Source organism: Clostridium pasteurianum BC1 (assembly GCF_000389635.1).
In the GTDB taxonomy this organism is placed as follows: Bacteria; Bacillota; Clostridia; order Clostridiales; family Clostridiaceae; genus Clostridium_I; species Clostridium_I pasteurianum_A.
This window is the reverse complement of sequence record NC_021182.1, coordinates 4693352-4714823: the sequence shown is the minus strand read 5'-3', so window position 1 is coordinate 4714823 and position 21472 is coordinate 4693352. Positions and strand designations below refer to the sequence as shown.

Sequence of the window (21472 nt, the reverse complement as noted above, 5' to 3'; positions counted from 1 at the left end):
TTTGTAAGTACATAGAAGTTTATTTGGGAGGTGCTCATATGAAAATAGGAGCAATTGAAAGAAATTTCAGAAAGATAAAGAATCAATTTGCCCAGACAAAAAATGTGGTGAAACATACAAAGTCAAATGGACTTTGGGAACATGAAGCCTCAATAAGAAAAAAGCTTAAACTGTTAAGAGAATTTGAAAAAGAAAATTTAAAAGATTATGATCTGGTCTATGGAGATTATTTAGAGCTTTTAGAATATATATCAAGAAAGCTTATTGAAGCCTATAACAATAAGAATGACACTAGATTTCGTTTTGAAGATGTATTGGAGGAGGACTATGAAGGTTATCTTCAATCTGGAATTATAAGTGTACTTATAACAAAGCATATTCCAGAAATTATATCTGAAGAATTTAATAGAGTGTTTCCATTAAATCCAAAGGATGAATACAGGGATGCCAGAAGATTAAAGAGAAAATTTTATCTTCACCTAGGAGAAACTAATACAGGTAAAACTTACAATGCTATGCTTAAGCTGAAACAATGTAATAAGGGTATATATTTATCTCCGCTTAGAATACTGGCACTTGAAAATTATGAAAGGCTAAATAAAGAAGGAGTAAAATGCAGCCTTATAACAGGTGAAGAGGAAATAATAGTTGAAGGTGCTAACCATATATGCTGTACCATAGAAAAGTTGGATATAAAAGAAGTCTATGATGTGGCGGTTATTGACGAAGTTCAGATGATAGATGACGATCAAAGGGGAGCTGCATGGACAAGAGCTATATTAGCACTTCAATGTAATGAAATCCATGTTTGTGGAGCATATAATGCGAGAACTTTGCTTTTAGATATAATAGAAGACTGTAATGATCAATATATATTTAAGCAATATACAAGAGATATACCGCTTAAGATAGATTATAAAACTTTTGCCTACAGAGATGCAAAAGATGGAGATGCTTTGGTAGCATTTTCAAAGAAAATGGTATTAAATTTAGCTTATTACTATTCAAATATAGGTATAAAGGCAAGTATTATCTATGGAGATTTACCACCAGAGGTAAGAAAAAAGCAGTATGAGGAATTTATAAATAAGGAAACAAAGATTTTGATAACTACAGATGCCATAGGTATGGGAGTAAATCTGCCTATAAAGAGAATAGTTTTTATGGATATTAAAAAATTTGATGGAAATGAAGTACGGTATTTAAAATCTCAAGAGGTGAAGCAAATAGCAGGGAGAGCAGGGAGAAAAGGTATATATGACATTGGATATGTAGCAACCTATAATAAGGTTCAGGATTTTATAAAGGAAAATCTTGATATAGAAGATAAAATAATAGAACAGGCTGTTGTAGGGCCAAGTGAAGAAATTCTAAAGATAAAAGAACTTTCTTTAAGAGAAAAGCTAGCTCTGTGGAGTACAAAAGAAGAAAAATTATCCTACTACAGAAAAATGGATATAAATGAGTATTTAGCAGTACTTGATAGTATTAAAAATTATAAATTAGAAGATAAAATTCAGTGGAGGCTTTTGAAAATTCCATTTGATGTATCAAATGAGGATATGCTTAATGCATTTTTGTTCTATATAGATGAATTGTTTGTAGCTAAAAAAGATACTGTATCGAAACCAGGTTGTAATTTAAAGGAATTATATGATTTGGAGATATTCTATCGGAAGATAAATCTTTATTATTCTTTTTCTAAAGCTTTTAGCTTAGAATTTGATCAAGAGTGGGTTTATGAAAATAGGATTAAGGTTAGTGAAGATATAAATAATATTTTGAGAAAGATATAGAAAATTTAAGGAACGTACATAGGCTGTATATGTATATTACATCTATAGATGTTCTTTTTTTGGTACATTTATCAGAAAAGCATATTCCTAAGAGAGAAAGGGAATATATTAACTGTATTGACTTTGACAAACTTGGAGCCAGTTTAAAGTATCTAAAATACAATAAGGGATTAAAGCTTATTGATATAAAGACACAGGAAGGTTATATGGTAAAAATAGTTATATAGGTTTTTAAAATTAATCTATTGACATAGACTAATTAAAAAAATATAATTAGGTAGGCTAATAATTCAAATTATTGATTATTAACTTATCTAATTATTATAGAGGTGTAAAAATGTGGAAGAAAATAAAGAATTGATTGCACAAAAAATTATGAAAGGTTTGATTGAATTTAGAAGATTGCATAAGCATAAGAGTCCAATTTGCAGCTTAACTCATAGTGAAATTATAGTATTGTCTTCTATAAAAAGCTATGTAGAGACACATAAATTGGGAATTAAGACCTCGGAGTTAAGTAATATTTTAAATGTAGCATCACCTACAATTACTCAGCAAGTCAATAGTCTTGAAAGACGAGGCTTTGTAGAACGTGCCGTAGATAAAGAAGACAGGCGTGCTGTTAGAATTAAAGTTACAGAAAAAGGAGAGGAGGTTTTAAAAAAAGCATCAGAAGAATTTGAAGCTTCAATTAATGGATTGGTGGAGTATTTGGGACCGGGGCAGAGTGAGCAATTAGCCGATCTTTTATCAAAGACATTTAATTATTTTATGAATAATGAAAATAATTTATAAAAAGAATGGAGATGACAATATATGCTGAAATTATTAAAATATCTAAAACCCTTTGCTATATCATTAGTTGTTGTAATAGCATTATTTTTTATTCAAGCCTTAGCGGAATTATACTTACCAACATTGATGTCAGATATCGTTAATAACGGAATAGTTAAAAATGATACAAATTATATAATGAATATAGGTAAAATTATGATTCTTGTAGCATTAGGGGATGCTGTCTGCGTTGTAATAGCAAATTTTATAGGATCAAAGGTTGCAGTAGCACTTGGTAGAAATCTAAGAGATATTCTCTTTAAAAAAGCAGAGAGATTTTCACTGCATGAGTTCGATAAGGTTGGAACAGCCTCAATGATAACAAGAACTACAAATGATATTATTCAGGTTCAACAAGTATTAGTAATGATAATGCGTATGATGATTAGTGCACCACTTATGTGTATAGGTGGAATTATTATGGCAGTTCATAAGGATGCTAAACTTTCAATCATTTTTGCAGTGGCATTGCCATTTTTATTGATTGCCATAGGGATATTCCTACTAAAAGGGCTGCCATATTTTAGAATTATGCAGAAAAAGCTTGATAAATTAAACCTTGTTACCCGTGAAGGATTAACTGGCATAAGGGTAATTCGTGCTTTTAACAGAATCAATAGCGAAAAGAAAAAATTTAAGGAAGCAAATTTAGATATTAGAGATACAGGACTTACAGTTAATAGAATTATGGCAGGAATGATGCCAATTATGATGTTTACACTCAGTGCTACTCAACTTGCAGTTGTGTGGTTTGGAGGACTTAGAATTGACAGCGGGCACATGCAGGTTGGAGATATGATGGCATTTATACAATATGCTATGCAAATTATGTTTTCATTTCTCATGATGGCAATTATGTTTGTTATGATTCCACGTGCAGAAGCTTCAGCTATAAGAATAGATGAAGTACTTAAAATGGATCCTGAAATTGTAGATGCAAAAGAGGTTAAAAGTGCTGAAGGCAAGAGGGGATATGTTGAATTCAGGGATGTAACCTTCAGTTATCCTGGAGCTGAACAGCCGGCTATAAATAATATATCCTTCAGTGCAAAACCAGGAGAGATAACAGCTATTATAGGGGGAACGGGTTCTGGAAAATCCACATTAATAAATTTAATACCTCGTTTTTATGATGTAACTGCTGGAAGTGTAATAATAGATGGTTTAGATGTACGTGAAATGTCCCAGAAAATTCTAAGAACTAAGATTGGTTTTGTTCCACAAAAAGCTGTGTTATTTACTGGGACTATAAATGATAATATAAGATATGGTAAAGCTGATGCAAGCTTAGAAGAAATTGAAAAAGCAGCGGAAGTTGCTCAGGCCTCTGAATTTATATCAAACATGAAGGAAGGCTTTGAGTCTGTTATAGCGCAAGGAGGTAACAATGTCTCCGGAGGTCAGAAACAGCGTCTTTCCATTGCACGTGCATTAGTTAGAAGACCAGAAATATATGTTTTTGACGACAGCTTTTCAGCTTTGGACTTCAAGACAGATGCAAAACTTAGAGCAGCACTTAAAAGTGAAACCAAAGAATCTACAGTTCTTATTGTAGCCCAAAGAGTTAGTACAGTAATGGATGCTGATAGAATTATAGTTTTAGATGAAGGTAAAATTGAGGCCATTGGCAATCATAAAGAACTTTTAAATACCTGTGATGTATATCGTGAAATTGTGTACTCACAGTTGTCAGAGGAGGAATTGGCATGAGTGAAGAAAAGAAAAAGCATGATGATGGAACTCAAAAAGGAGGTCCTATGGCGGGCTTCGGAGCTCCCGTTCAAAAGGCAAAAGACGTTAAAGGAACATTAAAAAGACTTCTGATATATTTTAAACCCTATTCTGTTAAATTTATAATTGTCTTTGTATTCGCTATCTTAAGCACTATTTTTAATATAGTAAGTCCTAAGATTATGGGAAATGCAACTACAAAATTATTTGAAGGTATTTATGGAAAGCTTGCCTTAGCTAAGCTAATGACTCAGCAAACAGCACTGGAAAAATTAGCTGGAAACAAGCTTACCGCTACGCCTGAGGTTATGAAGGGTTTAGCCGGTGTTAAAGCAGGAATAACTAAAGTTATCAGCGAAACCGGTGGAAAGATAGACTTTACCTATATTAGAAATATTGTATTGTTATTAATTGTATTATATGTGATAAGTTCTTTATTTTCTTTTGTACAACAATATATTATGGCAGGTATAGGACAAGATGTTGTCTATAATATGCGTCAGGACTTAAGTGATAAACTCAATAAATTGCCTATTAAATTCTATGATTCACGTACTAATGGAGAAATATTAAGTCGTGTTACAAATGATATGGATAACATATCTACAACCCTTCAGCAAAGCTTAACTCAGCTTATTACATCAGTTGTTGCAATTATAGGTACCGTAATAATGATGCTTACTATTAGTCCTATATTAACCCTTGTAGCAATCGTAACTTTACCACTATGCGGATTCGCTACTGCGGGACTTGCAAAAAAGTCACAGCAATATTTTGCAGCACAGCAAAAGGAGATTGGTGAATTAAACGGTCATGTGGAGGAAATGTATACTGGTCACAAAATTGTTAAAGCTTTTGGTAGGGAAAATGAAGCCATAAAAGAGTTTGATAAAATAAATGTTAGACTTTATGATGTGGGTTGGAAAGCACAATTTATATCTGGTGTAGTAATGCCTATAATGAATTTTATTAACAACGTAGGCTATGTAGTAGTTTCTGTTGTAGGAGGTATTTATGTAGCTAAAGGGAAAATAAAAATTGGAGATATTCAGGCCTTCATTCAATATACAAGACAGTTTACCATGCCAATAGTTCAGACTGCCAATATAGTAAATATTGTTCAATCAACAATTGCGTCAGCTGAGCGTGTATTTGAACTTTTAGATGAAATAGAAGAAACTGCTGAGGTAGTAGAACCTAAGGTTATAGAATTACCTAAAGGTGAAGTTAAATTTGAACATGTTGATTTTGGTTACAAAGAGGGAGTAACTCTTATAAAAGATATGAATGTTTTGGCAAAGCCAGGACAGAACATAGCTATAGTAGGGCCAACTGGTGCTGGAAAAACTACTCTTGTAAATTTACTTATGCGTTTTTATGAAATAAATGCTGGAAAAATTACTATTGATAGTGTGGATACTAGGGATATGACCAGAGAAGCTTTACGTGGAATGTTTGGAATGGTACTTCAAGATACTTGGTTATTTAATGGAACTATAAGAGATAACATCGCCTATGGAAGAGAAGGCTGTACAGAGGAAGAGATTGTTAAAGCAGCAAAAGCAGCGCATGCAGATCATTTTATAAGAACTCTTCCAGAGGGTTACGATACGATACTTAATGAAGAAGCATCAAATATTTCTCAAGGTCAGAAGCAGCTACTGACTATAGCAAGAGCTATACTTGCCAATCCAAGAATTCTTATTCTTGATGAAGCTACAAGTAGTGTTGATACGAGAACAGAAGTATTCATACAAAAAGCAATGGAAAACCTTATGAAGGGAAGGACTAGTTTTGTTATTGCCCATAGATTGTCTACAATACGTGATGCTGATTTAATACTTGTTATGAATAATGGAAGTATTATTGAACAGGGAAATCATAATGAGTTAATGTCTCAAAATGGCTTCTATGCAGATCTTTATAATAGTCAATTTAGTGATGATAATTCTGAAGATGTAGGATAGATAGTAAAAAAAGCTGCCTTGTTTTTATAAGGCAACTTTTGTTTTTTATTCTAAATATGCTAAGTAATCCACAGAAGTATTGATGATCCTATATATTTTTTTATAAGGATTTTTTTAAGGGATAATTAAGATGTAGCAACTATTTACCATATTACCTTCCCAATTGAAGCTTAGTGTACATGATTATTAATTTTATAATAATTTTGTAAATCACGTGTTACCTTATAATAATTTCTAGGGGATAGATCAAACATTTTTTTAAAAGCTCTTACAAAGCTTGAATAATCTCCAAAACCACATTCTTCACATACTGTGGACATTGAAATTCCTTTCTTTAAGAGGTTAGATGCCTGTAATAATCTTTTCTGCTGGATATAATTATGAATAGTATAACCAGTCTGTTCTTTGAATTTATGCATTAAATAATATCTATTAATAAAAAATTTTGAAGATATAATTTCAATTGAAAGATTTTCAGATAAATGAGAATTTATATATTGTAGTATTTCTACGATAGATTCATCATATTGAATATCATTCTTTTCTAGATCTAATTTATTTCCTAAAAATAATCTGTTTATATATACCATAAGCTGAATTAGTATTGAATTTTTTAAAATGTGATTTCCAAATTCTTTACTTGTATAATTATTTTCTAAAGAGTCTAGTGTAGATTTTATTATTTCAATATTATCTTTATTCAATCTAAGCAAATTATTTTTTTGGGATGAAGAAAGCTTAAAGCAATTCAATAAATTACTATCTTCTGTATTATGTTTTTCTAAAAACAATTTATTAATCCATATTATTATTCTTTCATAAGGTTTTTCAGGATTTATTATAGGTTTATGAACTTCATTGCTGTTTATTAAAATCACATCCCAGGGTTTTAATCTATAAGATTTTCCTTCAACAAGATAATTTACGTTACCAGATAGAAAAATTATAATTTTATTAAAATCATGATAATGAGACTCAAACTCCATATGCTTATGATCTTTTAAATGAAAATATTTAAAATCCTCATTAAGATAACCTCTCTTAATTTTCAACAGAGCATTTTTATCTATCATTTTACCACCTAATATAATTTTAATAATGATGATTTGATATTGTTCAATAATTTTTATTTAATCAACTCTAGCTTTACCAGAAAAATGATCTATGTTAATTCTAATTATTTTTGTTGCACTGGCAGCTCTATGTATATATTCTAGCCCCTCTTTTAAATAATTTTCAGAGAATTTTTTTATTAATTCAGTGAGAATTGTTTCTTTTTCATCATATGAGGTTATTTCTTCAGCGGTGCCAAAAACTATTACACTTTTATATTTTGTACTAAATTTGTCTGGTAAAGTTTCTACATCATCTATAACACAAAAAGAAACCTTATTGCTAAATTCAATGTTATCTAATTTATGACCAAGCTTACCACAATGAAAATATATACAATTATCATAGAATACATAACTAAGAGGCAATCCATAAGGATAACCATCTTCACCTATAGTAGATAATACACCATAATCACAGCTTTTCAAAAAGTCCAATGCTTGGGAGTATTCCATTTTTCTAGTAATTTTTCTTATCTCTTTAAACATTTTTAAACCTCCAAGTAATCATATTTACTAAAATTTTATAGTATAATCAAGTAAAATTCAATAAAATTTGGCTTTTCTTAACAGAGGAACTAAAGATAGACTATGTCTCTGGATAACGAGTTCTAAGCATCAGGTGGAATAAAAACTCCACCTGATGCTTAGAACTCTATTTATATAATTTATCCGATGACTAGTCGCTGTAATACTCCACCGCACTCTGTGAAAGTGATTCACACAAAATTAAAAATTTTGGTTCTCTGCTTTTCTAAAGGTGGAGATAACAGCGACACGTCCCTGGATAATTCATCTAAACTCAGCGGGAGTACAAACTCCCACTGAGTAAGATTCATTGATATTTAAGCATCGTAAATAAATAGCTAGTCAGCATGCTAGCATCTTTGACTTACTATCTATTTTCAGATGCCTTAAGTAATCTAATCTTTAAAGCTTTTGTATGAAATATATGTGAAGGTTAAAACTGTTTTTTACTGTTTTTTAAATCATATACACTTTCTAAGGCTTCTCCAAAACGTTGATAGTGTATAATTTCTCTAGCCCATAAGAATTTTAAAACATCTTTTACGTCGTGGTCGTCTGTTAAGTCTATAAGATGTTCATAGGTAGCCTTAGCTTTCTGTTCAGCAGCCATATCTTCATGAAGATCCGTTACGGCTTTATCTGAATTGGCAAAATAGGTTACTGTAAAGGGAACCCCATTTGCATCTGTTGGGAACAACCCATTACCATGTTGAGAATAATTACCTCCTAGTCCTGCAGCTTCCATCTCTTTAGGAGTTGCATCTTTGGTAAGCTGATAAACCATAGCACAAATTATTTCAACATGAGCTAATTCTTCTGTACCAATGTCTGTTAGAAGACCTTTAGTTTCACCTGTGGGCATTGTATAACGCTGATTTAAATATCTTAGCGAAGCAGCTAATTCTCCATCAGGACCACCATACTGAGTTACTAGGAATTTAGCCATTCTTATATCTTTATTTTTTATTTTTACTTTGTGTTGTAAATTTTTTGAGTAATTCCACATAATCTATTATCCTCCTTATTTATATTCTATTCTCCGCTTTCCCAAGGCCAAGGTTCATTAGTCCATGCCCATGGATATTTGCTTTCAGCGCCGCCAAAGTTGGTTAATGGAGCGTATTTGCTTTCATACACACTTATTACTGCTTTTAAATCGCTAGTTATATTATTATAATCATTTAGCGCAGGTTTACATTCAGGATGTGTATCTAAATACAAATTTAAATCCAAAGCAGCAAATTTAAGTTCACGAATAGTATTCATTAATTCTTCGCGCGATAGGTCTTTTAATGTTTTAGCCATTTTAATTCCCCCATTCTATAATCTAGGATAGTTAAGATTTATATTTGGAAATATGCTTCCTCTTTTTAAACCTTCACTAAGTGGTAGTAAACCAACATAAGTTTGAATTGGCATATAGGCTCTGGCTAATTCTAAATTATTGGGATTGTAACCACAACCTGAGGAGCTAACTGAAGCGTTATTGTCTGAAGAATTAGCTGCAATATTGCTATTAGGAATTTTAGGATTAGTGCTACTATTTAAATTATTAGGGATTTTGGGGTTAGGGTTGCTATTTGCATTACTGGGATTACCATTTGTATTATTATATATATTATCGTAAGGAATTTTTTCCGTATATCTCATCATCACTGGATTTATACAAGGAAAGAAATTTTCATACATTATATTTTCACCTCTTAATTTTAACTTACAATAATAGAATATTCATAATGGGAAAAATATGTGTAATAAAAAATATTTTAATTTTTTAATAGGCTTAATATGAATGAAAATCTATGTAGTAGAATTAATTTAGAATGAGCATAATAATATTAATAGAATACAATTTGCAATTATTGGGAAGATAAATCATAAATTTTATTTTTTATATTATAAATATATTACTAAAAATATTAATAATTTTGTAAAAAAAGAATCTTATGGTATATTGCATATTTTTTTGTATTGTATTATAATTATTATTGTAAAGAAAAAATATTAATTAATAATAGTTATTGGTTAATATTTTCGGAATTGATCATTTAAATAAATTAATATTATTAGTGATATGAAAAATTCTTCTTATATAAATATATGGTGGTGATTATGACATGAAAGAAGAAAAGCAATTGGATTTGGTTATAATCGGAGCAGGTCCAGCAGGACTTACAGCTGCAATTTATGCATTAAGAGCTAAACTCAATACTATAGTTTTAGAAAATGGACTTGTAGGAGGACAAATTAGAGAAACCTATACAGTAGAAAATTTTCCGGGATTTGATTTTATATCAGGAGCTGATTTGGCAGATAATATGGAAAAACATGCTAAAAAAGTTGGGGCAGATATAAATGAATTTGGTAATATACAGAAAGTTAAATTAACAGATGATGAAAAAATTATAGAAACAGATGATATCATATATAGAACTAAAGCTGTAATAATAGCTACAGGAGCAAAAGCTAGAAATTTGCCTATACCAGAAGAAGAAAAATTACATGGAAAAGTTATTCATTACTGTGAACTCTGTGACGGTGCTCTATATCAGGGTAAGGATATAGTTGTTGTAGGTGGTGGAAATTCTGCTATAGAGGCAGCTATATTTTTAACAAAATATGCAAAAAACATTACTATAGTACATCAGTTTGATTATTTCCAAGCACAAAAATATTCTCAGGATGAATTATTTAAGCATAATAATATAAAAATAATATGGAATAGCGAAATAAGAAATATTGTTGGGGAAGATAAAATTGAGAAAATAATAATTGAGAATGTAGAGACAAAGGAAAAAAGTGATCTGAAAGCAGATGGAGTGTTTGTTTATATTGGTTATGAACCTAAGACTGAACTTTTTAAGGACTTTATAAATATAAATAAATGGGGATATATAGAGACTGATGAAAATATGGAAACTAATATAAAAGGTGTATTTGCAGCTGGTGATGTTAGAAATAAAACAATAAGACAGCTTACCACAGCAGTTAATGATGGTACTATTGCTGCATTAATGGCTGAGAAATATATAGGAGGTAAATAGTATGATAAAAATATATTCAACACCAACATGTCCATGGTGTAAAAAAACCAAGGAGTATTTAAAATCAAAAAGTATAGATTTTATTGATGTAAATGTAGCAGATGATATGAAAGAAAGAGAAGAAATGCGTAGTTTGTCAAGGCAATCAGGAGTACCTGTTATTAATATAGATGGAAATATTGTAGTTGGATTTAACAAGGGCGAAATAGATAAATTAATAAAAGATAAAACTACAGTATAGTAGTACTATTTTGACATCTAAAAATAATTACTTAGTTTATTTTAATAATTATTTTTAGATGCTTTATAAAAACAAAGGAGGCGATTTTATGGAAAGATTAGTAGGAAAAGCAGCACCAGAATTTAAGATGAATGCCGTTAAAGGCGATGGTAGTGGTTTTACTGAGATTAAATTAGGCGATTATAAAGAAAAATGGTTAGTAATGTTTTTTTATCCCTTAGATTTTACTTTTGTTTGCCCAACAGAGATCACAGGCTTTAGTAAAAGAGCCGAAGAATTTAGAGATTTAAAAGCGGAACTGTTAGCAGTAAGTTGTGACAGTCAATATTCTCATGAAGCTTGGATAAAGCAAAATGTAAAGGAAGGTGGACTTGGTAAAATTAATTTTCCTATTGCTTCTGATAAAACAACCGAAGTAAGCGAAAAATATGGGGTACAAATAAAAGAAGAAGGTATTGCCTTAAGGGGATTGTTTATAATTGATCCTGAGGGAATAGTAAGGTATTCCGTTGTACACGATCTTAATGTAGGAAGAAGTGTTGACGAAACGCTCCGTGTACTAAAGGCTTTCCAAAATGGAGGGTTATGTGCAGTGGATTGGCATGAAGGAGAGCCTAACCTATAGTGTAGTATCTTTACTATATGTATATTTTATCTAAACTTAGTGAACGTTAGTTATTTTTTACTAAGTTTAGATAATTTTCTTAAATATAGATTTTTAGTTGTAATAAGGTGGAAATATTTATTTGAATATTGTAATATAAAATAAAGTACATTAAAAATTTTACTAAGGCATGTGAAAATAAATATATTATCATATTGATTAGTTAGTTATTTGAATATGTCTAAGATATTGGAGGAATTTTTATGAAAAAATATACATGTGTAGTATGTGGTTATATTTATGATCCAGAAGATGGAGATCCAGATAATGGAGTAAATCCTGGGACAGCTTTTGAAGATATCCCTGAGGATTGGGTATGTCCTTTATGTGGAGTAGGTAAGGATCAGTTCGAAGAAGTAGAAGAATAGGAAAATATTAAAGGCCAGCAGCAATTGTTGCTGGCCTTTAATATCATATTTGAATATCTACATTATACAATTTTAGCCATGTATCTACTTGAATAAGGTAAGCTATGAGCTGAGGACCTGTCATCAATTGACCATACCATGGTTTTTTATAGGATTCCCCGCCAGTTTTCACAATTTCTCTTACTATAGGTAAATCAATTAATTGAAGTATAGGAGAATTGGGATCATCTAAAATGTTATCTAACCATTTTTGAACTACTTTAGTATAGTTAGGGTTATGAGTTTTTGGGTATGGGCTTTTCTTTCTATAAATAATATCCTCAGGAAGTATTCCCTTTAAGGCCTTTCTTAGAATCCCCTTTTCTCTATCTCCATAAAAACGTATCTCTGGAGGAATATTAAAAGCATATTGAACTAATCTATAATCGGCAAAAGGAATTCTTACCTCTAAATTACTTGCCATGCTCATACGATCATTTCTAGTGAGCAAAGTAAGCATAAACCATTTCATGTTAAGATAGAAAAGTTCTCTCATTCGATGGGCATAATTGCTTTCACCATCAAGATGAGGAACCTGTTTTAGTGTATTTTCATAGTGAAATCTTACATAGTTATCTAGATCAAGTTTCTTTAAATCGCCACTTAGTATTTTAGTTCTTTCACTGACAGATTTTGACCATGGAAAGGTATCTGCATTTATATCTTCTGCTCTCCTATACCAGGGATATCCACCAAATATTTCATCAGCACATTCACCTGATAAAGTAACAGTCTTTTCCTTTCTCACAGCTTTACAGAAAAGATAGAAAGAAGAATCTATATCTGCCATTCCTGGTAAATCATTGGCTTTTACTGCATCCACTAGAGTATCAGCTAAATCTTTATTACTATTCACTATACCATGATGATTACTGCCTATAAATTCATGCATTTTTATTGCCCATTCACTGTCAGAGTTAGGTTGAAATTCGTTTGCCTTGAAATATTTTGAATTATCCTCATAATCTATTGAGTAGGTATCTAAAATTTTCCCCTGTTTTTTAAATTCTTCAGCTGCGAAAGCAGAAATGGCACTGGAATCCAGACCACCGGATAGAAAAGTACCTACTGGTACATCAGAAACAAGTTGCCTTTTTACGGCATCTTCTAATAAATTTCTTAAATGTTCAGCTGTTTCTTCTACATTTTCTGTATGAGGTTCACTTTTCAATTTCCAGTATTCCTCAACTTTAAAGCCATAAGGAGTATATATTCCGCAATGTGCTGGTGGTATTTCATATATATCTTTAAATACTCCACTATCTGGAGCGCGACCTGGTCCAAGACCAAATATCTCAGTTAAGCCTTCTTTAGTCAATATAGGTTTTACATCTGGATGAGCAAGTACTGTTTTGATTTCCGATCCAAATATAAGAGAATTATTTTTTAGGGTATAAAATAAAGGTTTTACGCCAAGAGGATCTCTTGCTAAAAATAGGCTTCTATTTTTTTCATCCCAAATTCCAAAGGCATAGATGCCGTTAATATATTCCACACATTTATATCCCCAGTGAATATAAGCTGTTAATAATACTTCAGTATCGGAATAAGAATCAAATTGGTAGCCTTCTGATATAAGCGTTTTTCTTAAATCTTCCGTATTATATAATTCTCCATTATATACTAATACAAACTTATTATTATTTAAGGTTTTTATCATAGGTTGTTTTCCGCCTGAAGGATCAACAACAACTAATCTTCTATGCCCTAGAAGAGTATGTTTTGAAAGATAATATCCTAATTCATCAGGCCCTCTTTGTTTTAAGGTATCAGTCATGTTTTCTATGATATATTTATTATATAATATATTTTCTTTAAAATTAACAAAGCCAGCAATTCCACACATTATATCAATCTCCATTATTATTAATAATATATAATTAGTGTATGATATATGCTGAATATTAGTTACGAGGGATGAGAAAGTATAAGGCACATTCAAATAAATAGACTAGCATCTTTGACTTACTATTTATTTGAATGTGCCTTATAGAAGATAATTTATTAATAAGAAAATCTTTTTATTTAATTATGAATATTTATTCTAGTTTAGGAGCAATTTGATTATATATTACATATATTTTATTAAACATGAAATATTACTAGATATAATAAGGTGAAATTAGTATGTTTAGTGCATGTTAATTGCCCTTATAACAGGTGTAAGTAGTTGACATATATTAAATCAAATATTATAATTTTCGTGTAAATAAGCTTAATAAATTAGAAATATGTTAATAATATCTATATATAATCTAAGATAATTATCAATTATGAAATGATATGTATGAAAAATGTATTTAATAATAAATAAAAATTTACATTCTGTATAGTATGATTAGACCACAAAAAGCTGTAAACTAATTTCAACTATACCATCTATAGTGGTTCCAATGTGAAATCTGCGCAATATATAGTATATATCTTTTATTAAATATACTCTTTGTGAAATAATCATAGTACAGCGGCTATAAAAAAATATTTTAAAATTAATAAATAAGAGCTTTCAAGTAGGCTTAGAGGGGTTCTATATGTTAAAATAGATTAGTGTGATTTTTGGTGCTTTAATCTTATCATATTTTGAACATTTCTATGGCAGCTAGTGTAGTAATACAAACTGTCCTTTCACCCTTTAAATTATCAGGGGAGAAAGGTCTTTTATTTATGATTTTGTAGGAGGAAGAAAAATGGAAAATGTACTTATAAAAGAACTTTATAGAAAAATAGAAGAGTACAATGGGAAAGATATAAGAATATCAGGCTGGGTGAGGACTATAAGAGCATCCAATGCCTTTGGATTTATAGAGTTAAATGATGGAAGCTTTTTTAAAAATATTCAAATTGTCTTTGAAAAAAGTCTTGATAATTTTAAAGATATATGTAAAATTTCTATCAGTTCTTCATTGGATATAGAAGGTAGTGTAGTTTTAACTCCAGAGGCAAAACAGCCTTTTGAAATACATGCAAAAAATATCATCATAGAAGGAAATTCTAGTGTGGATTATCCTTTACAGAAGAAGAGACATACATTAGAGTATTTAAGAACAATTGCACATTTAAGACCAAGGAGTAACACTTTTTCAGCAGTATTCAGGGTACGTTCTTTAGCTGCCTTTGCAATACATAAGTTTTTTCAGGATAAAAACTTTGTATATGTTAACACTCCTATAATTACAGGTAGTGACTGTGAAGGTGCAGGAGAAATGTTTGAATTAACTACTTTGGATTTAAGCAATGTTCCTAGAAATAATGATGGTGACGTAGATTATTCAAAGGATTTTTTTGGAAAAGAAACAAATCTTACTGTCAGTGGTCAGCTTTCGGCAGAAAGTTTTGCATTGGCTTTTAGGAACGTTTATACCTTTGGACCAACTTTTAGGGCTGAAAATTCATATACTGGGAGGCATGCAGCAGAATTTTGGATGATTGAGCCTGAAATAGCATTTGCAGATCTTGAAGATGATATGATACTTGCAGAAGCTATGGTTAAGTATGTTATAAAATATGTTATGGAAAATGCTCCAGAAGAAATGGAGTTTTTTAATAAATTTGTGGATAAGACTCTTTTTGATAGATTACAGAATGTAGTAAATTCGGATTTTGGTAAAATAACTTATACTGAAGCAATAGATATACTTGAAAAATCAAATGAAAAATTTCAGTATGAGGTTAAATGGGGAATTGACCTTCAAACTGAGCATGAAAGATATTTAACAGAGAAGGTTTTTAAAAAGCCTTTATTTGTAACAGATTATCCAAAGGATATAAAAGCTTTCTATATGAGAATTAATGATGACAATAAAACTGTAGCAGCAGCAGACTTACTTGTACCAGGAGTAGGTGAAATAATAGGAGGAAGCCAAAGGGAAGAAAGATTAGATGTCCTTGAAGCTAGAATGTTAGAATTAGGACTTAATAAAGAGGACTATTGGTGGTATTTGGAACTTAGAAAGTATGGGGAGACAAAACATGCTGGTTTTGGATTAGGTTTTGAACGAATTATTATGTATGTAACCGGGATGACAAATATTAGAGATGTTATACCATTCCCTAGGACAACAGGTTCAGCAGAATTTTAATATATGTTTACAGTTGAATTGTTAATAATTTTATATTATCTTCAATTAGGCAAGTAATTTTTAAATATTTAAAAATTACTTGCCTAATTGTCATTTTTTGTAGTTTATTAGTGTTTTAATATAATTTTGAATAAGAAAAACTCTATATATAAATGATAAATTGACAAATAATAGAACTTATTGTACATTTTCATAATTTTTTATTATTTAACACTAACTTAACCAAGTCAAAAGATGAAATTAACATTGATAGTATAAAGTATTAACTGTCGGACAGCTTAAGATGTCCGACAGATGCAAATTAAAAGGGGGTTATATTTATTTATGATAAATGAAAATAAAATAAACATAACTGCACATGCGGGTTGTATGGGAACAGAAATGGACAGTATAGAAGCAGTTGAAGAAGGAATAAAATATGGAGCAGATATCATAGAAATTGATTTAAATATTGATTCAAATGGAAACTTAGTTCTTTGCCATGATAAGCCAAAGGAGTTTGAAAAGTATCTAAGACTGGAAGAAGTTCTGGAAATAATAAAGAGAGAAGAAGCTGTATTGTTAAATATTGATGTTAAGGATGCTAAAGTGCTTGATAAACTTAACAGTATTATTTTGGATTTTAGTGCTGAGAATAAAGTATTTTTTACAGGACTTGACTACAAATGCATAATTGATAATAAAAAAATTCTTGAAGGAACAAATTATTTTATAAATTTGGGAATTCCTAAACTTAATATAACAAGGCTAAGAGATAAGGAATATTTAGTGGGGCTGCTTGATGAATTAGAATCCTTAAACATCATGGGAATAAATATAAATTACAGATTTGTAACTTCTGAATTGATAAATGCTTGCAAAGAAAGAAAAATGATGTCCTCTGTATGGACAGTTGATGATAATGAAAATATGAAAAGAATGATAGCTTTAGAGGTGAACTCCATAACAACAAAGAGAGTAGATGTTTTAAAAAATTTAATATCAGAAATTAAAGATGATAGAGGGTGATTATATGAACAGTGTAAAGAGATTATACTATACTCTGGGAAAGAAAAATTTTTTTGGTTATTGTCTATTTGGAATTTTTTTAATATTTTTCTTTTTTCCAATTTTACATCTTATAATGCTAGCCTTTGGAGACAGTTATCAATATCCATCCTTTCTCCCACAGGCATTTTCCTTTAAATGGTGGGGGTTTGTATTGAGTCAAGATGATTTAGCGGGAGCTGTGATGCTTTCATTCTTACTTGCAATAATAACCACTGTATTATCAATAATAATATGTATACCAGCAGCCTATGCTTTTGCCAGATATGATTTCCCCTTAAGAAGAGTGTTTTTATTTTCTTTTTTAATATCTAATGCATTTCCTAAAATAGGATTGTATATAATGATTGGTGTTGTATTTTTTAAATTAAAGCTTATGGGAACCTTGCCGGGGGTTATTTTAGTACACATTGTAAATACATTGATGTTTATGACCTGGATACCTGCAGGAGCATTTAAAAGTATACATAAACAGCAGGAAGAAGCAGCACGAGATGTTGGAGCCACACCATGGCAAACCTTTAGGCATATTACATTACCCTTAGCTCTACCTGGAATTATTACAGCATCTATATTTACTTTTTTAGCATCTATGGAAGAAGCACAGGGTACTTTACTTATAGGTATGCCAGATATAAAAACAATACCAGTTGCAATGTATTCAATAATAATAGATTATCCTGCAACAGCTGGTGCAGTATTAGCCTGTGTATTAATTATTCCTACTGTTATACTTTTGTTCATTTTAAGAAGATTTTTGGGTGCTGATGCATTATCAAGCGGATTTAATATGAAATAACTTTTGATGGAGAGGTATTTATGAATAAAAAAAATAACGAAGCAAAGATAAAATTATCTCTAAAAGAATTGACAAAAAAATATTCAAATGGAGATGGTGTGGAGGGAATTAACCTTAACATATACGAAAGCGAGCTTTTGACAATGCTCGGACCTTCTGGCTGTGGAAAAACTACTATACTCAGGGCTATAGGTGGGTTTATTGAGGCAGATTCGGGAGAAATAATATTAGATGAAGTAAATATAGAAAATCTGCCACCTGAGAAAAGACCAACAGTTATGGTATTTCAAAGCTATAATCTTTGGCCCCACATGACAATATTCGAGAATTTGGCCTTTGGTTTAAAACTTAGAAAAATTGATAAGAAACAAATACAAAGTGAAATAAAAGAAGTTTTGACGTTGATAAGAATGGAGGGAGTAGAAAAAAAGTATCCATCTCAATTATCAGGTGGTCAGCAACAGAGAATAGCAATAGCAAGAGCTTTACTTCTAAAGCCATCAGTACTGTTATTGGATGAACCATTTTCAGCTTTAGATGCTAAAATTCGTGCTCAAATGAGAGAAGAATTAAAGAAAATTCAATCAGAATTAAGTATAACTATTGTATTTGTCACTCATGACCAAGAAGAAGCTATGACTCTTTCAGATAGAATAGTAGTTATGAATAAAGGTGTTTTTGAACAAATTGGAACACCTGAGGAAATATATGATAATCCTAAATCAAAATTTGTGGCTGAATTTATAGGCAATATGAACTTCATAGAAGAAGAGGACAAGATAATTGCTGCTAGGCCAGAAAATACAATTATAAACAAAAATGAAATAGGCGACTATTTTGGAGATATAGTAAACAGTGTGATTTTAGGACATTTTGTAGAAATAAGTGTAGCTACAGATAAGGGAATAATAAAAGCATTTTTGTCAAGAGAAGAAGCAAAGGCTTTCTCACAGGGAGACAGAGTAGGAATAAGTTTTAGGAGTAATCACAGTTTTAATAAATAGTTTCCAAATAAATTTATATAAATAAATTATTTAAAAAGGAGATTAAATTATGTTAAAGAAAAAAATTTTATCACTTGCAATTACAGCAGCGGTTTCAGTTTCATTTTTAGCTACCGGTTGTGGAGCTTCTAACCAAAATTCTAGTCAAAGTTCCTCAATTAAACCAGCTACAATTAATCTTTATTCCGGTGGATCGGAAAACGTTAGGACAACTTGGGAACAGGTAATAAAAGCCTTTAAGGCAAAATATCCTCAGATTACTGTTAATCTTCAATTTATAGCTTCAGGTCCAAGTGCACAATCTGCTGTAGACAAAGAAATAGCTTCTGAAAAAGCTGGTGAGACAGAAACAGATATGGACATTGTAGAAGTTTCAGATAGTGATATTGCCAAATTATTCAAGGCAGCAGGAAAAGATTCCGTTGTTACCTTGAGCAAAGATAAAATTCCAAATATGAAAGATATAAAATTTCAATCATCTGTGGGACAGGATAAAGCTCTTGTCTTTAGAGGTACAACAGTTGTACTAGCATATAATTCAGATAAAGTAAAAGATGTTCCAAAAACAGATAAAGAATTATATGATTGGATAAAGTCACATCCTGGAAGATTTGCTTATAATGACCCAACAACAGGAGGTTCAGGGGATGCATTTTTAATTACTTCAGTATATAATAGTTTACCTCAGGAGGCTATCACTTCAGATGATCCAAAGTGGGAACAACAATGGGATACAGGCTTTAACTTATTAAAGGAACTGCATCCATATATGTATAAAGCTTCTGGAAAGGTTCAATATCCAGTAAAAAATCAAGGTACTTTAGATTTGTTAGCAAACGGACAAGTAGATATGATACCAGCTTGGGCAGATATGGCACTTGATCAATTATCTAAAGGTACTTTACCAAAATCAATTAAAATTACTCAAATTAGCCCTTCCTTTACTGGCGGCGTGCAATCATTGGTAATTCCAGCTAAGAGTAAAAATAAGGAAGCAGCAGAAATATTCTTGAATTTTGCAGCTTCAAGTGATGGCCAAAAGATATTTATGGATTCAATGAAGGCTTTACCTATAATTGACACTTCAAAGCTTCCAAAGGAATCTGTTGATATGCTTGCTGGTTTAAAAATTAAGGACTTCAGAGTAAATTCTTTAGGTGATTTAAGTAAAGATATACACAAACGTTGGCAGGATCAAATCGCTACTTTAAAGTAATATTTAAATAGTATTTAGAAGTTTTGTTGTGCCTTTTGTGATGAGGCACAACAAAGCTATTTATGGAGGGTTTTATGAAGAAAAATAGTAAACTGAAAGCCTTATTATTTGTATTACCGTCTTTTGCTGTAATGCTCATGGTTATCATAGTTCCAATAATTAATTCTGCTGTACTCAGTCTATATAATGAGAAAGAGAACAAGTATGATTTTTCTAACTATATAAGTATACTTACTGATAAAAATCAGATTAATAATATTAGATATACACTATATATTGTAATAATTACGGTTGTTTTGTGTATAAGCATTTCTCTGCTGCTTGCAATTTATTTGAGATTCAGTAAAAGCAAAATTGCAGCATTGATAGAAAAAATATATATAATACCAAAATTCATTCCTGGAATAGTGGCTGTATATGCTTTAATGTTGATAATTAAAGACGTAGGGGCAATCAACAGATTTTTACTGATGTTTGGAATAGATTTTAAACCTGGTTTAATGTTTACCCCTAATGGTATAATTATTGTTAATTTATGGTTTAATATTCCTTTTGCTACTATGCTAATACTTTCTGATTTAACCAAGATATCTCCTTCAATAATTGAGAGTGCAAGAGATGTGGGAGCAAATAAATTAAGAATATTGATGGAGATAATACTTCCACTAACTTATAGATCCTTATTAATAGCTGCAACCTTTGTATTTATGGGAAATATAGGGGAATTTACAACACCATATTTAATGGGGACTAATGCGCCAAGAATGTTAGGTGTAGCTCTGCAGCAGGAATTTAATGTGTTTACCAATTACCCAAGAGCAGCTGCTATGTCAGTAATGATGTTCATACTATCAGCTATTGTGGGGCTTTTCTACATTTATTCCATGATGAAAGAGGACAAGTGGGTATCTTAAGGAGGATTAGTGAATTATCTAGAAATACACTTCAGTTAACTTCTTTTTAAGAAAAAGGGTTTTACGGCTAATTGTCAGATGAATGTAAT

The 21472-nt window shown here is 30.8% G+C and carries 21 protein-coding genes; 15 read left to right on the top strand and 6 right to left on the bottom strand.

All coding sequences use genetic code 11. From position 1 onward, the window contains the following. Window positions 1–38 precede the first annotated feature (38 nt). The 5 genes from CLOPA_RS21960 (at window position 39) to CLOPA_RS21940 (ending at window position 6328) form a co-directional block, all read left to right on the top strand. A complete protein-coding gene (locus CLOPA_RS21960) occupies window positions 39–1796 on the top strand; it encodes a helicase-related protein (RefSeq protein ID WP_015617612.1) in 1758 nt (585 codons plus the stop codon). A gap of 29 nt (window positions 1797–1825) precedes the next feature. After that, window positions 1826–2023, top strand: coding sequence for a hypothetical protein (locus tag CLOPA_RS21955; RefSeq protein WP_015617611.1), 198 nt, complete (start codon window positions 1826–1828; stop codon window positions 2021–2023). A gap of 112 nt (window positions 2024–2135) precedes the next feature. Continuing rightward, window positions 2136–2591 carry a MarR family winged helix-turn-helix transcriptional regulator gene (locus tag CLOPA_RS21950; protein WP_015617610.1) on the top strand — a complete coding sequence of 152 codons (456 nt, stop codon included), beginning with the start codon at window positions 2136–2138 and terminating at the stop codon, window positions 2589–2591. A 21-nt stretch (window positions 2592–2612) separates the two neighbouring features. Continuing rightward, window positions 2613–4340 carry an ABC transporter ATP-binding protein gene (locus CLOPA_RS21945; RefSeq protein ID WP_015617609.1) on the top strand — a complete coding sequence of 576 codons (1728 nt, stop codon included), beginning with the start codon at window positions 2613–2615 and terminating at the stop codon, window positions 4338–4340. Beyond that, complete coding sequence (locus tag CLOPA_RS21940; protein ID WP_015617608.1) at window positions 4337–6328, top strand: ABC transporter ATP-binding protein; 1992 nt, start codon at window positions 4337–4339, stop codon at window positions 6326–6328. Before CLOPA_RS21945 ends, CLOPA_RS21940 begins: the two co-directional genes overlap by 4 nt. A gap of 170 nt (window positions 6329–6498) precedes the next feature. Here the strand turns inward: CLOPA_RS21940 and CLOPA_RS21935 are convergent, their stop codons facing one another. The 5 genes from CLOPA_RS21935 to CLOPA_RS21915 form a co-directional block, all read right to left on the bottom strand. Continuing rightward, the gene (locus CLOPA_RS21935) at window positions 6499–7401 is read right to left on the bottom strand and encodes an AraC family transcriptional regulator (protein WP_015617607.1); all 903 of its coding nucleotides are present in this window, start codon (window positions 7399–7401) and stop codon (window positions 6499–6501) included. A 57-nt stretch (window positions 7402–7458) separates the two neighbouring features. Then, entirely contained in the window at window positions 7459–7929 is a 471-nt protein-coding gene (locus CLOPA_RS21930) for a pyridoxamine 5'-phosphate oxidase family protein (protein WP_015617606.1), read from the bottom strand. A 472-nt stretch (window positions 7930–8401) separates the two neighbouring features. After that, window positions 8402–8974 carry a manganese catalase family protein gene (locus CLOPA_RS21925; protein ID WP_015617605.1) on the bottom strand — a complete coding sequence of 191 codons (573 nt, stop codon included), beginning with the start codon at window positions 8972–8974 and terminating at the stop codon, window positions 8402–8404. 26 nt (window positions 8975–9000) lie between these two features. After that, window positions 9001–9273 (bottom strand): spore coat protein CotJB, encoded by a 273-nt coding sequence (locus CLOPA_RS21920; RefSeq protein ID WP_015617604.1) that lies wholly within the window; start codon window positions 9271–9273, stop codon window positions 9001–9003. Window positions 9274–9288: 15 nt separating this feature from the next. Continuing rightward, window positions 9289–9657 carry a spore coat associated protein CotJA gene (locus CLOPA_RS21915; protein ID WP_015617603.1) on the bottom strand — a complete coding sequence of 123 codons (369 nt, stop codon included), beginning with the start codon at window positions 9655–9657 and terminating at the stop codon, window positions 9289–9291. Window positions 9658–10085: 428 nt separating this feature from the next. Between CLOPA_RS21915 and trxB the strand changes: the two genes are divergently transcribed. The 4 genes from trxB (at window position 10086) to rd (ending at window position 12285) form a co-directional block, all read left to right on the top strand. Then, the gene (trxB, locus tag CLOPA_RS21910) at window positions 10086–11012 is read left to right on the top strand and encodes a thioredoxin-disulfide reductase (protein ID WP_015617602.1); all 927 of its coding nucleotides are present in this window, start codon (window positions 10086–10088) and stop codon (window positions 11010–11012) included. A gap of 1 nt (window position 11013) precedes the next feature. Next, window positions 11014–11253 carry a glutaredoxin domain-containing protein gene (locus CLOPA_RS21905; protein ID WP_015617601.1) on the top strand — a complete coding sequence of 80 codons (240 nt, stop codon included), beginning with the start codon at window positions 11014–11016 and terminating at the stop codon, window positions 11251–11253. An 88-nt stretch (window positions 11254–11341) separates the two neighbouring features. Then, window positions 11342–11878, top strand: a complete 537-nt coding sequence (locus CLOPA_RS21900) for a peroxiredoxin (RefSeq protein ID WP_015617600.1) — start codon at window positions 11342–11344, stop codon at window positions 11876–11878. A 242-nt stretch (window positions 11879–12120) separates the two neighbouring features. Beyond that, the gene (gene rd / locus CLOPA_RS21895) at window positions 12121–12285 is read left to right on the top strand and encodes a rubredoxin (protein ID WP_015617599.1); all 165 of its coding nucleotides are present in this window, start codon (window positions 12121–12123) and stop codon (window positions 12283–12285) included. Between the two features lie 43 nt (window positions 12286–12328). On the opposite strand, the gene asnB is transcribed toward rd, so the two are convergent. Continuing rightward, a complete protein-coding gene (asnB, locus tag CLOPA_RS21890) occupies window positions 12329–14170 on the bottom strand; it encodes an asparagine synthase (glutamine-hydrolyzing) (protein ID WP_015617598.1) in 1842 nt (613 codons plus the stop codon). Window positions 14171–15011: 841 nt separating this feature from the next. Between asnB and asnS the strand changes: the two genes are divergently transcribed. The 6 genes from asnS (at window position 15012) to CLOPA_RS21860 (ending at window position 21383) form a co-directional block, all read left to right on the top strand. Next, entirely contained in the window at window positions 15012–16403 is a 1392-nt protein-coding gene (gene asnS, locus CLOPA_RS21885; protein WP_015617597.1) for an asparagine--tRNA ligase, read from the top strand. A gap of 324 nt (window positions 16404–16727) precedes the next feature. After that, on the top strand, window positions 16728–17411 hold the full coding sequence (locus tag CLOPA_RS21880; protein WP_015617596.1) for a glycerophosphodiester phosphodiesterase: 684 nt from the start codon (window positions 16728–16730) through the stop codon (window positions 17409–17411). Window positions 17412–17415: 4 nt separating this feature from the next. Further along, a complete protein-coding gene (locus CLOPA_RS21875) occupies window positions 17416–18249 on the top strand; it encodes an ABC transporter permease (protein ID WP_015617595.1) in 834 nt (277 codons plus the stop codon). A 20-nt stretch (window positions 18250–18269) separates the two neighbouring features. Then, window positions 18270–19253, top strand: a complete 984-nt coding sequence (locus CLOPA_RS21870; protein WP_015617594.1) for an ABC transporter ATP-binding protein — start codon at window positions 18270–18272, stop codon at window positions 19251–19253. Window positions 19254–19302: 49 nt separating this feature from the next. Next, complete coding sequence (locus CLOPA_RS21865; RefSeq protein ID WP_015617593.1) at window positions 19303–20469, top strand: extracellular solute-binding protein; 1167 nt, start codon at window positions 19303–19305, stop codon at window positions 20467–20469. 74 nt (window positions 20470–20543) lie between these two features. Continuing rightward, window positions 20544–21383 (top strand): ABC transporter permease, encoded by an 840-nt coding sequence (locus tag CLOPA_RS21860; RefSeq protein WP_015617592.1) that lies wholly within the window; start codon window positions 20544–20546, stop codon window positions 21381–21383. The last annotated feature ends 89 nt before the right edge of the window (window positions 21384–21472 follow it).

Excerpts from the sequence above, each read along its gene's own strand:
- CLOPA_RS21945 (WP_015617609.1), top strand. The coding sequence starts at position 2,613 with ATGCTGAAATTATTAAAATATCTAAAACCCTTTGCTATATCATTAGTT.
- CLOPA_RS21940 (WP_015617608.1), top strand. The coding sequence starts at position 4,337 with ATGAGTGAAGAAAAGAAAAAGCATGATGATGGAACTCAAAAAGGAGGT.
- CLOPA_RS21875 (WP_015617595.1), top strand. The coding sequence starts at position 17,416 with ATGAACAGTGTAAAGAGATTATACTATACTCTGGGAAAGAAAAATTTT.
- CLOPA_RS21900 (WP_015617600.1), top strand. The coding sequence starts at position 11,342 with ATGGAAAGATTAGTAGGAAAAGCAGCACCAGAATTTAAGATGAATGCC.
- asnS (WP_015617597.1), top strand. The coding sequence starts at position 15,012 with ATGGAAAATGTACTTATAAAAGAACTTTATAGAAAAATAGAAGAGTAC.
- CLOPA_RS21915 (WP_015617603.1), bottom strand. The coding sequence starts at position 9,657 with ATGTATGAAAATTTCTTTCCTTGTATAAATCCAGTGATGATGAGATAT.
- asnB (WP_015617598.1), bottom strand. The coding sequence starts at position 14,170 with ATGTGTGGAATTGCTGGCTTTGTTAATTTTAAAGAAAATATATTATAT.
- CLOPA_RS21880 (WP_015617596.1), top strand. The coding sequence starts at position 16,728 with ATGATAAATGAAAATAAAATAAACATAACTGCACATGCGGGTTGTATG.
- CLOPA_RS21865 (WP_015617593.1), top strand. The coding sequence starts at position 19,303 with ATGTTAAAGAAAAAAATTTTATCACTTGCAATTACAGCAGCGGTTTCA.
- trxB (WP_015617602.1), top strand. The coding sequence starts at position 10,086 with ATGAAAGAAGAAAAGCAATTGGATTTGGTTATAATCGGAGCAGGTCCA.
- CLOPA_RS21905 (WP_015617601.1), top strand. The coding sequence starts at position 11,014 with ATGATAAAAATATATTCAACACCAACATGTCCATGGTGTAAAAAAACC.
- CLOPA_RS21925 (WP_015617605.1), bottom strand. The coding sequence starts at position 8,974 with ATGTGGAATTACTCAAAAAATTTACAACACAAAGTAAAAATAAAAAAT.
- rd (WP_015617599.1), top strand. The coding sequence starts at position 12,121 with ATGAAAAAATATACATGTGTAGTATGTGGTTATATTTATGATCCAGAA.
- CLOPA_RS21920 (WP_015617604.1), bottom strand. The coding sequence starts at position 9,273 with ATGGCTAAAACATTAAAAGACCTATCGCGCGAAGAATTAATGAATACT.
- CLOPA_RS21960 (WP_015617612.1), top strand. The coding sequence starts at position 39 with ATGAAAATAGGAGCAATTGAAAGAAATTTCAGAAAGATAAAGAATCAA.
- CLOPA_RS21935 (WP_015617607.1), bottom strand. The coding sequence starts at position 7,401 with ATGATAGATAAAAATGCTCTGTTGAAAATTAAGAGAGGTTATCTTAAT.
- CLOPA_RS21870 (WP_015617594.1), top strand. The coding sequence starts at position 18,270 with ATGAATAAAAAAAATAACGAAGCAAAGATAAAATTATCTCTAAAAGAA.
- CLOPA_RS21860 (WP_015617592.1), top strand. The coding sequence starts at position 20,544 with ATGAAGAAAAATAGTAAACTGAAAGCCTTATTATTTGTATTACCGTCT.
- CLOPA_RS21955 (WP_015617611.1), top strand. The coding sequence starts at position 1,826 with ATGTATATTACATCTATAGATGTTCTTTTTTTGGTACATTTATCAGAA.
- CLOPA_RS21930 (WP_015617606.1), bottom strand. The coding sequence starts at position 7,929 with ATGTTTAAAGAGATAAGAAAAATTACTAGAAAAATGGAATACTCCCAA.